Annotated in this window: 7 protein-coding genes; all 7 read right to left on the minus strand. The window is 66.1% G+C overall.

Going from position 1 to position 11,213, the window contains the following annotated elements; all coding sequences use genetic code 11:
• Window positions 1–2,077: ATP-binding protein (locus AC1DT2_RS08515; RefSeq protein WP_477295849.1), on the minus strand; the 2,077-nt coding region annotated here is incomplete at its 3' end.
• Window positions 2,074–2,574, minus strand: a complete 501-nt coding sequence (locus AC1DT2_RS08520; RefSeq protein WP_477295850.1) for an aspartyl/asparaginyl beta-hydroxylase domain-containing protein — start codon at window positions 2,572–2,574, stop codon at window positions 2,074–2,076. The genes AC1DT2_RS08515 and AC1DT2_RS08520, both read right to left, overlap by 4 nt.
• Before the next feature lie 4 nt (window positions 2,575–2,578).
• Complete coding sequence (locus AC1DT2_RS08525) at window positions 2,579–6,028, minus strand: hypothetical protein (RefSeq protein ID WP_477295851.1); 3,450 nt, start codon at window positions 6,026–6,028, stop codon at window positions 2,579–2,581.
• On the minus strand, window positions 6,021–6,908 hold the full coding sequence (locus AC1DT2_RS08530) for a hypothetical protein (RefSeq protein WP_477295852.1): 888 nt from the start codon (window positions 6,906–6,908) through the stop codon (window positions 6,021–6,023). The genes AC1DT2_RS08525 and AC1DT2_RS08530 overlap by 8 nt, the downstream gene beginning before the upstream one ends.
• Entirely contained in the window at window positions 6,905–7,903 is a 999-nt protein-coding gene (locus tag AC1DT2_RS08535) for a phage tail protein (RefSeq protein ID WP_477295853.1), read from the minus strand. The genes AC1DT2_RS08530 and AC1DT2_RS08535 overlap by 4 nt, the downstream gene beginning before the upstream one ends.
• Window positions 7,900–9,015, minus strand: coding sequence for a hypothetical protein (locus AC1DT2_RS08540; protein ID WP_477295854.1), 1,116 nt, complete (start codon window positions 9,013–9,015; stop codon window positions 7,900–7,902). The genes AC1DT2_RS08535 and AC1DT2_RS08540 overlap by 4 nt, the downstream gene beginning before the upstream one ends.
• Window positions 9,005–11,213 (minus strand): putative baseplate assembly protein (locus AC1DT2_RS08545; protein ID WP_477295855.1); only part of this gene is annotated, 2,209 nt, incomplete at its 5' end. The genes AC1DT2_RS08545 and AC1DT2_RS08540, both read right to left, overlap by 11 nt.

Raw genomic sequence — 11,213 nt, forward strand, 5'->3', positions numbered from 1 at the left:
CTGCCATACCGATCGCATGGCCCTCTCCCGCCGCATAGAACGCCGCGCGCAGGACGATGTTACCGATGTTGCCGCCGCTCAATGGCGCGCGTTCGGCAAGCAGGTCCAGGTCGATGTCGTCGGCCAGCGGGGCGTCGGCCGGAAACGCCTTGCGCCACAGCTCGCGGCGCTGCGCCGCGGCGGGAAACGGGTATTCGATGATGAACTTGAAGCGACGCGTAAACGCCTTGTCGATATTGCCGAGCAGGTTGGTGGAGAGCACCACGATGCCGGGATAGGTCTCGATCCGTTGCAGCAGGTAACCGGTCTGCAGGTTGGCGTAGCGGTCGTGCGCGTCGTGCATCTCGGTGCGCTTGGCGAAGAGGCTTTCCGCCTCGTCGAAGCACAGCACGAGGTTGCCCGACTCGGCCTGGTCGAACAGCTGCGCCAGGTGCTTTTCCGTCTCTCCGATGTACTTGCTCAGCACGCTCGACAAGTCGACGCGGTACAGACCCAGGTTGAGTTCATTGGCGATCACCGAGGCGGCCATCGTTTTGCCGGTGCCGGACGGCCCGTAGAACAGCACGCACAGGTTGCGACTGTTGGCCTGATGGCCGTCGAAACCCCATTGCTCGATCACCTGGTGGCGGTTGCGCGCGTACTGCAGCAGCTCCTCCAACCAGGCGCGCGTGGTTGCCGGCAGCACGATGTCCTCCAGACGGTAGCGCGTCTTCACTTCCTCAGCGACGCTGAACTGCTCGCTGACGCTGGCGTCGCGACATACATCCAACAGGAGTCGATTCAGCGGTGCGTCGCCGTCGAGGAGGCGGCGGCTTTCCAGTTCCTTCAGTGCGGACTCGATCTGGGTTTCGGTAAACAGATAGGTGCCGGCGAGGCGATCCAGCAACTCGTCCGGTAAGGCCAGACCATGGCGCGTGGCGCCCTGCTGCCAGGTACGGCGGCGCCCGGCGGCGGTAGGCATGGCCAGCTGGATCAGCACCGGCACCACCGGATGCGCGGTGTAGCGATGCGCGCGTTCCGACAACAGTCGTGACGGTGCATTGATCGCCACGACATAACGCTGGCTTTCCAGCAAGGTGTCGAACACGGCGGCGAACAGGGCCCTCGATTCCTCGTCGGCCGCATCGCCGCTGAGGCGTTGGCACTGGGTCAGTACCAGCACGCGGTTGCACAACATGGCATTGCGGCACAGCAGGCGCACGCGCTCGAGCACTGCCGCGCGGCCATCGCCCGCGTGGGCGGCGAGCTGGGCGCCGTCCAGTTCGGCGCAGGCCATACGCAGCGACAGGAAGATGGCCGAGCACAGCTGTTCCAGTGCGTGACCATCGGGTCCCTGCAGCTGCAGAACGAAGGACATGTCGTCGGGTGCATCCCCACCACAACGCTCGACGAAACGCTGGGCCTGCTCTCGCACCGCCGGCTCGAGCGATAGCTCGTCCAGCGAGGCCACCGGATCCAGTTCGCGCAGCGTTTCGTACAGTTGCAACTGCGGCACGGCGCGGGCGCACAAATAGCCGGATAGCGTCTCATCGAGACGGAATCCGCCGCGCAAGCGCGACACGTCGGAGCGGGGTTCCCATTCAAGAACGCTCCACCGGCGTGAGGCATTGTCGGCAAGAAGAACCGTGTGCGCCTGCGAGGGATCGTCCAGCAAGTAGGACAGCGCGGAGAGCGGCAGCCAGCCCTCAGCCACACGCTCTCCCTCGGCCAGTTCAGCCAGCATCCCGCGATAAGCGTCATCGAGATCGGGCAACAGCGCCACCAGCATCACCTGCTGTTCCAGCGGCCCCAATGACAACATTTGCACCAGATGCACCCAAGGCACGAAGCGGTCGCTGTCGAGCAGATCCTCCATCGTCGCTTGCAACGCCTCCCACAGGGCGGTGACTTCGACATCCATGGCCATCGAAAACTGCTCGCGCAGCACACGCTGGCGTACTGCAAGGTGGCCCGTCGCCGCGGCCGCCGCCGCCGCTTCGCGGCGCGACACCGCGCGGTCGATCAGCAGGTCGGCGTAGCGGCACAAGCCTTCCAGGAAGACGGCGTTGTCGTCGGCCGGTCCCGGCGGCAGGCTCATGTCTCGTCCCTCAGCAAGGTCCGGTCGAAATCCACCAGCAGGACGATGCGCGTCTGGCTGCCGTGATTCCACGCCTCGTGCGTGGCCATGTCTTCAAACAGCAGGCTATGCCCTTCCCGCCACGGCCGGCTCTCCTCGCCGACCCGGAGATGGCAATCGCCGTCGGCCTGCAGCGCCAGGTGATAACGCACGTTCGCGTGCCGGTAACCGACGTGCGGCAGGATGCGCGTCCCGGGTGCGAGCCGCGAGAATCCCGCATTGACCACGCCGTCCAGCGACCGCAGCAGGTCGGCGGTCTGCGGGCAGAAGACACAGTTCTCCAGCAGGCGCCGGCGCTGTGCGACCATCCCATAGATGTCCCAGCCGTGGTTGTAGAGCTCCACCTCCGGCCATGCGACGAAATCCGACGATGGCAGTGCGAGACATTCGTCGCGGATAAGGCGCCAGTGTTCGCGCAATAGCGCGGTGGCAGGCAAGGCATGGTCCGGATAGAACATGGCGTCACTGCTCCTGCACCGGTTCCTGCGAGCCGTTGCCGACCAGGCGCGCAAGCGCCCGGGTCAGCAGGCGCATCCGGGTGGCGTCGAAGGTCAGCCCCGTCACCTCTTGCAGCGTGCGCAGGAACAGTCGGATGTTGTCGCTGATCGTCTTCGCATCGTGCCGGGCCTCGTCACTGTCGTTGACCGATTCCAGTGCACGGATGGCCTCTTCCAGCAGCGTACGCTGCGCCGCCGTGAAGGTGCGCCCGGTCAACGTGGCAAACGTGTCGATCACCCCGTCGACGCGCGGCTGGTCTACCCGGTGGCCGTCCGGCACGGGCAATGCGGCCGAGCAGGCCAACGCGCCCAGCTGTCGCACGAAGGCAGTGCGCGCTTCTTCGTCGGGCGGCATGCCCGTGGCGTCGCCGAGCACGCGGGCCAGATCGCCGACGCGCTGGTCGATCGCCTTCTGTATGGCTTCCAACGAGGCCGGCGGGACCAGGCTTCCGCTTAGCGCGCGCTGGCGAAGCACCTCGAACTGCCTGGCCACCTCGGCAAGATCCGGTCCCGTCGGTGCCGCCGGCAGCGGGGCCTGCGTCATGCCGGGCCCCAGCGGCATCCAGAAGGCGACGATGTCGGCTGCCGGCTTGAATATCGTTTCCGCCAGGTACACCAGCGTCCATTGCTCGCCCTTGCGCACCGGCATGCAGATGTTGCCGAACAGCGGGAGGTAATACGTATTCGTGCCTTTCTTGGTTTTGATCACTTCCTTGGTGGTGTTGGCCGAGGCATAGGTGACGCCGGTAACGGTGGTACCGTTCTGTACGGTACAGCTGACCAGGCCGGCGAAGTTCGCGCTGAAGTCGCTCGAGAAGGTGCCGATCGTGGCCTGGATGAAGCCATCGGTCGCGGCGATGCCGCTTGCCTGGTTCTTGGTGAAGGTGATCGGCTGGCGTGCGCCGAACAGCGTGACGCCGCCCTTGTCGTCGACCTGCACACCGCCCACGTTCATCGATGTCGCGGCCAGCGCCTTGCCCGTCACGGTGCCACTGAGCGTCGCGCTGACGCCCTGCAGCTCCTTATCGGACACGATGTTGCCGGTGGCGTGCGCGTCGCCGCCCACTTCCAGCGGACTGGTGCCCTTGCCGGCGCCGACCACCACGTTGGTCTGCGTCACCGTCAGCAGCGACGGTCCCGTCGCGGTGCCGGCCGTGAGCACGTTGCCGCCGTCGCCCGCGCCGGCGATTTTGATCCAGTCAGTGACAGTGACGGTCTTCGCCGTCAGGTCGCCGAAGCTGCCGCCACCCTGGAAGCTCACTTTGCCATCCACCTGCAGCGCATAACGGGCATCGAGCTTCGAGAATGGTACGTTGATGGCGACCGTGTTAGGCGCCTTCTCGCTGTCCTTGGACATGTCCTGCCGATTGTTGGCCACGAGCATCGCCGGCGGTGGCGGTTTGTCGGATGCGACACTATTGCTTTGCATCACGGCGAGCAGCGCCGGCGCCACCAGGAACGCCGATACGTTGGCGGGCACACCGTGCCCCGTCGAGTCGATGACCACCAGCGTGCGGTCATCCGTCACCTTGCTGACCAACCACTGGTCCTGGTAGCCCTCCATGGTCGATGGCCGGAACTCCGGAATCAGGATCCAGTCGCCTTCGCGCAGCTCCGTCAGAAACGCCGTCTTGACGCCGGTAAGCGTGGTGCCACTGCTGCTGATGGTGCCGCTGCCGTCATTGCCATCCGGCGGCGTGGGTGCGGCGGTCTGGACCAGCTGTGCCGCTCCCGGTAGTCCGGCGCTCCCGGCAGGCAGGTACTTAAAGGAGGAGGCCCGGACAATGCTGGGAAACTGTTCGGTCAGTTCCAACTGCTCGTTCGAAACCACCGTCCGGACCTGCCGGTACTGCTTGAGAAGCTCGCCCAGGCGAATGGCATCTCCCACCTGCACCTCGTCGACGAAGGCGGTCTGCGTGCCGGTGAGAGTCACGTAGGCGACGCCGTCGGCGCCCTTGATCCCGCTATTCGAGTCGGACGGCATGGCGGAAACCAGTCCCGAACCGATGAAGCTCTGGCCTGTACCCACGCTCAGCGACGCCGGTGTATCGCGCATCTGTACGCCGACGTTGCCAGTGTCGTAGTAGATCCCACTGTACGGCGAGGACGGGTCCTGCTTGGTCCAGTAGCTGAGGATCGGCAGGTTCCGCAGTTTGCTGCCGTTGCCCTCGAACGATTTCGCTACGACAGCGTCACTGCAGGTCAAGGCGCCGGCCATGACATCGCCGTTCACGTCCAGCGTCACGCGCGGTACGGCGTCGCCGTTGAGCGCGATGCCGACACGGCGATCCGGCGTTATCGTCAGCGCGGAGACACCGGTCGCGCCGGTCTGCGCGCCGGCCCGCACACCCAGTCCCACGCTGCCGTCGATGCCGATGTTGAGCAACTCACCCACCGTGCCAGTGGCGGAGAAGCTGACCAGTGTGGCGCGCACGTAGCTGAAGCGCGCCGGCACCAGGAGGTCTTGCTGGAAGGCCTGCACCATCTGGAACTGCGCCGGATCGCTGGTGGCGCCGCCGATCACCGCCTGCTGCGGAGTGAGTACCGCCGCACCCGCCGGCAAGGTGGGAATCACCAGGTCGCCCGGGCGCAGCGGCGGATGGATCGCGTGCTCGAACCTCAGCAGCCGCCCCTTGGTGGTGATGCTGCCGACGCCCTCGGTCACGATGCGCTCGACCTGCAGGTTTGCCTGCGGCTGGTCCACGCCGACGCCCACGTTGCCGCGGGTAGCGAGCATGCCGTCGAACTGTGCGCGCGCGGTCTCCACGCTGAGGTAGTCTTCCAGCCCGCTGTCCTCGCGCTTTGCACGAAGGCGCACGCCGGGCAACACGGCGACGGACACGTCGGCACTGCCGTCGATACCCGCTCCTTCGGTGACCAGATCCACCATGCCCAGACGCGAGCCGACGTAGCGTCGTTCATGGCGACCCTGCTTGAAGGTCAGGGCGTTGACGGCATCCTGCGAAGTAAGGTTGACGACGGCCAGCACGATGTCGATGCCCGGATCCCGAAGCGTCGGCGTGCAGGTCAGCAGCGGCTGCTGCACCACACGCTTGTAGCCCATGACGCCGCTATCGTCGGTCAGGTCGCTGTACACCTCGTGGTAGCGGATCACCAGGTAGACGAACGCGTTGTCCCCGGTGCCTTCCACGCGAACCACCTGCGGCTCGGTCAACACGATCTGGCGGCCAAGGCGGTCGATCGCCATGCCAGCGGTGATCCGTACCTGGTTGGCCTGGCTTGCCTGCCAGCTCACCTCCAGCCCGCTGGCGATGCCCCAGGTGTGCAGGCTGCTGTTGACCAGTGCGAGCATCTCCATGTTGTACTGCTGCTCGCACGTGAAATCGGCGGTAAGCAACGACTCGCCGGTGAAGTAGTTGTTGCGCTTGATCGGTGGCCGGCCCTGATCAGACATATGCGATCCACTCCACGGCAATAGGCGCGCCATCTGGCAGCGGGGCGAGCACCGCGGTCAGGGTCAATGTGAACTCGTTTCCGCTGATGTCGCTGATCGCCGTGGCATACGGCAACGTGCCTTGCACGGTGACCATGACCCGCGGCGGCTCGGGGAAAGTCGGTCCCGGCGCCCGATGCGCGCTGTAAGGCACCGTCACGGCGACGCTGTCGCCCTGACGGCGCAGCGCGCCGGACGGCACCATCACCCTGCCCTGCATCGTCCTCGCGCCCTCGGCGCGCAGTGCCTGCGGCATCACCACCGCGGCACCGAGATTGGCCGGCAGCCGGCTGGTCACCGGCATGCGCTGGTCGGTCACGCCGGTGATCCCGCCGTTGGCCATGGCGATCTCCGCCAGCAGCAGGCTATGCGCAGGCAGACCCCCGAGCGTGTCGGCCACGGTGAGCACGCCGGCCATGTTCTGCACGTTGGTCTGCCCGGACACCGGCTGCGCCGTGGTGGGAAAGGAGATACCCACGTAACAGGGATTGGCCGCCGTGGTCGGCACCGTTGCCGCGCCGCTGTTATCCGGCAGCACCACGAAATGGCCCAGATCGTCGAAGCCCGCACCCCCACTCACCGCGAGACTGTTACCGCTCGGGTTGCTCACGAGCAGGCCGTTGAGCACCCCCGGCGTGTAGAGCAGCTGGTTCTGCAGTTGCATCCAGTTGACGAAGTACGACTGCGCTTCGTTCATTAGCGCGGAGGTGAGGAACGTGCCGTCGGTGTAGACCACCGTATAGGCCACGTTCGCCGCGATCACGGGGGTCGGCGGGGACACGGAGACGCCCGCCGGCTGGACGGTAATCGCTTGCGGGGATGGCGGGCTGGTCTGATTCATGGGGGTGATGTCTGCGTGCCCAGGAGGGCGTTGGAGTTGAGTACAGGTTGATAGATCGCATCCGCGCGCAGTGCCGAGGCGCCGAGGATCTGCAACTGGTAGCGTGTCGCTGCCGGCCGCTGGGCATCGAGCACGGTGGTGATCTGCGCGAGCAGCGCCTGTATCTGCTGGATGCCGGTGGCATCGGGCACGAGTTTCGCGTTGCCATACGCCGGCAACACCACTTGCACCACGAACAGCCACGGTGCGTAGCCGGAAACCAGCGGCATACCCGGCTGGTAGGCACAGCGCAGCACGAAGCTACCGGGCTGCGAGGCGTTGTCTTTGAGCAGGATCGGTGGCGGCGCGGGATGGAGTACGTTGACGGTCACGGTGCCATAGACCGGATCGGTGGTGCCCGATGGCTTTACGCAGCTAACCTGCTGCAGCGGAAGGTCGAGCAGCAGGTTCAGCAGCATGCCCAGGCCTTGCGGCGTGCCGCGCAGGCGATACAACGCCATGCTCTGGGCGATCACGTTGCGCTTCTTGTCCAGGTCCCAGGTGCTATCCAGAGGCAGGTCCACCCAGCCGCCCAGCCACGCGAGGAACTCGTCCAGCCACGCGTTGAAAGCGGCTAGCGCATCACTCGAATACAGCGGTGAATCGATATGCCCGTCGAGTGCGCTACCGATCTCGGGCACGCCGATATAGCTGTCGAACCGTTCGAGGATCGCCGTGCCCTTTGCCGGTGGCAAGCCAGAAATCGGCGGAATGAAGGTTTCGTCGCCCGGCGGGAACAGAAAACTGAAGCGGCTGTAGAAAAGGTTACCGATCACGTCTGCGCTGAGGAGGTCCTGGATGCCCTTGCGTCCATCCAGTGTGGTGTCAGCCAGACCGGTGAGCAGCTTCTCGAAGATCAGCAGGTAGTGCGCGAGAAAGTCGTCGTCGGTCCGCGCGAATACGGCCGGCAGGTAGCGCAGGTAGCTCGAAGGCGGCATCGGCGCAGGCTGATTCATGGCGCGACCCTGGCGCGCAACTCGACACAGCGCAGCTGCGGCAGGCCACGGTAGAACGGGCCGGGCGAGCCCGGTGGTAGGTCAGCGAGCAACGCGTTGACACCCAGCTGCGCGTACTCCGGCAGGCGCGCCGTCGGCGTGTAGTCAAGCGTAAGCGATGTCAGTGCGGCCACGCCGGGCACGCTTTCGATCAGCAGCTGCACGCTCTCGGCCACCGGTGCCTCGTTGTACACCCAGCCATCCGGCTGGAAGTAAGCGAACAGCGTCGACAGCACCGCGTCGAGCACGACCAGGGGCAATACGTTCGGTGGGCAGCGCAGCTCGACGTACAGGTTGATCGACGTCAGCTGCGTGGCCCACACGTTGACGCGGTTACCCAGCAGCACGCGCGGCGCGATGTACTGGCGCACGTTGCTCAACAGCACGCTTTCTGCCGTCGCCGCATCGACAGCCGCCTTGGCGGTGGGCGGATCGCGCATGAGGACACGCCGCCACCAGCCGTGGGCATCCGGCACCGTCATGTTTCCGTTGGGCGGGAGACGATRGGCCCAGCTCGCATCGCTCAGCACGTAGAGCTGGGTCGCTTCGCCACGCGCCAGCGCATCGGCGCGCCTGACCTGCAGCGGCGTCGGTGGCGCACGCTTGCTCTTGCCCCAGTTGGCTTCGATCATGCGGTTGGCTTGCAGCGCGAGCGCCTGCACGTCATCCAGCGTCAACGCCAGGTACGGCTCGTCGCGATAGCCCAGCACCGCACGCTGCAGGTCGGCACCGGTGAACGGCGTGCCCGCTTCCACTTTCGCGAGCATCTGGCGCAGGGCTTCGAAAGCGTCGTCGTTATCCAGCACGGCCGCCTGACTGTACGGCGTGACGTTGTCGGAGAAGGCCAGGCCCAGCGCCTGACGCAGGTAGTTCTGCCTGGCCAGCAGCGGAATGGCGTTGGCCTGGTAGAGCAACGATTCGCCAATCCAGCACAACGTCTGCAGCAGCGTGATGCCCGGATCGGACGCGTTGAAATCCGTCCACTGCGTGGTGAATTGCGGAATGCGCCGGATCAGCTCCGCCTGCAAGGCAGCGCTGTCGCGCGTGTCGAGGTTCGGCARCTCAAACGCCATCGCCAGCCCCCGCCAGTGCTGCGACCGTGGTCGCCGGCGCCGCATAGGCAAGTACGCCGGCACTCCCGAACACGGGTATCTCATGGGGTGCGAGTGTCACGTTGCCGTATTGCCGTCCGTTCACCGACAGGCCGGCGATGCCATTCACCCGCGGATCCTCGCGCAGCCTGTGCGCGATCTGCGCCGACTGCACGGTCTGGCCGAATTCCCAGCCCTGCCCTGCCGGGCCACCGAACACGGGCTGCAGGAAGGCTTCCAACTGCCGCGCCAGGTCCTGCTGCAAGGCGTTGCGCTGGTCCGGTGACACGTTCGTCACGACCTGCGCGACCACGTCGATCGGTACGTAGTGTGGCYCGCGGCAGCGGATCCGCGCAGCGAGCGACGCCAGGCTGCGCGCGCCCAGGTACGCCGCCACTTCGTCCAGCAGTGCCGGCGGTGCATAGGGGCGCGAGGCTCGCGATAATGCCAACACGCTGACCTCGATGCGTCCGTCGCCGGTTTCCACCGCACGGGCACGGCTCACGGCGGGACTGGCGACACGCGCGAGTGTGTCCAGGTCGGCCAGTTGCACAGCGCGGTCGTTCGCTTTTACCTGCGGGGGTGCGGTAGCCGAGAGGTCGTTCACTGTGTCGCCGTTCACCCCGCCCTGCGCCGCGGCGTGGTTGCTCACGCTGGCGATGGTGTCATAGCCGGGTCGCAATACCGTGAGCAGGCCGGCGTCGACATTGCCGTCCAGCCCCTGCGTGTACTCGTAACGCGTGACGATGATGTTGTTGTAACCGCGCGGCGGGATCATGCCGTTCTGCCCGTCACCGAACGTCACGATGCCGGTGGCCGTATCCAGCGTGTACACGCGCGAGGTTGGCCCGCTGAAGCTGAAGGTCGGCACCTGTTGCCAGCGTCGCAACACGGTGTCGGCGCCGGCCGTGGTCGAGGACGGTGTCACCGTGAGTGCCAACTCCTCGCCAGCGGCGCCCGGGTCGGGCTGCATGCCCGCGGGTTCGGCGACGTCCAGCGCCACATCGACCAGCACCGGCGCGTGGGCGATCTGGAAGGTCTGTAGCGGCTGCTCGTTGCTGGATCCGAGGATTTCCTCCAGCACGGTCGTGCGATTGCCGGCCATCACGGTGTTGGGATAGACGCCGTACACACGGATGTCCTGCCGCGGCCGTGGATTCTCGATGCGCAGCCAGCACGCCGACTGCGAGTACAGCGTCGCTGGCCGCAGGTTGTCCGGCAGCACGAAGCTGACGATGCCCGAGCGGGTCAGCCCAGCCGTGCCGTCGTCGACCGGCAAGGGTTGCCAGGCGTGACCGTCGTAGTACGACCACGGCAGCGCCGGACCGGCTTCCCCCCGTTCCCGCACCAGATGGAAATACAGCGTCAGCGTGCCGCCGGCGGTCGCGCGAACGAAGTCCTCCGGCGAGAATCCCAGGTGGCAGACGCTGTAGCGCCCTGCCACCGGCTTATAGGGCCGGAACAGGAAGCGACTCAACGCGAACGCGTTGTACGACCACAGGCTGTTTGGCGTGGCCACGTAGGTGTAGCTCAGCGTCAGCGACTGGATGTACGGCGGGGCGTAGCTGCTGGGTGTGTAGGTGTAGGAGAAGTTCACGCCCTCCTTGCTGGTGAGGTAGTCGATCACCTCCGCTTTCTTCGCCGCCGGCAGGATCTCGCCGGGAATCGCGTCGATGGTCGCCGCCACGCCCTGGGTCGTGATGCCGCCGATGTCGCCGTAGCCGCCGCTGGCGATAACCACGCGGATCCAGCGCCCTTCGTTGCCGGCCACCGTGGTGGGCTGGATGTCCGGACACAGGAAGCGCACGCAGGTCGGGCCATTCGGATTCCCGTGGCGCAACGCGGCAGTGGTGTCGACGAAGCCGTAGGACGCTACCTGCGCCGGCGTCCCGTTGAGCGCCTGCCAGGTCGAGCCATCCCAGAATTGCCAGACCAGGGTGACCGGGTAGTCGGTGGCCACCTCGCTGAGCGCGAAGTTCAGGCAGATTTCCGCGCCCTGGCGCGCTAACAGTGCATCGCTACGAACATAGAAACCGTCTTCCACCTCCGGCGTCTGCCCGAAGGGATATGCGCCGTTGCGGATGTTGACCTGTACGGCGCCCGAGGACGCCGGTCCCGATGCGGCCTGCTCGGGCGGTATGCCGTCACCGGCCAGGGTGCAGCGCAGGCTGGTGATCACC

The sequence above is a fragment of the Luteibacter sp. P4_E6 genome, from assembly GCF_056401535.1.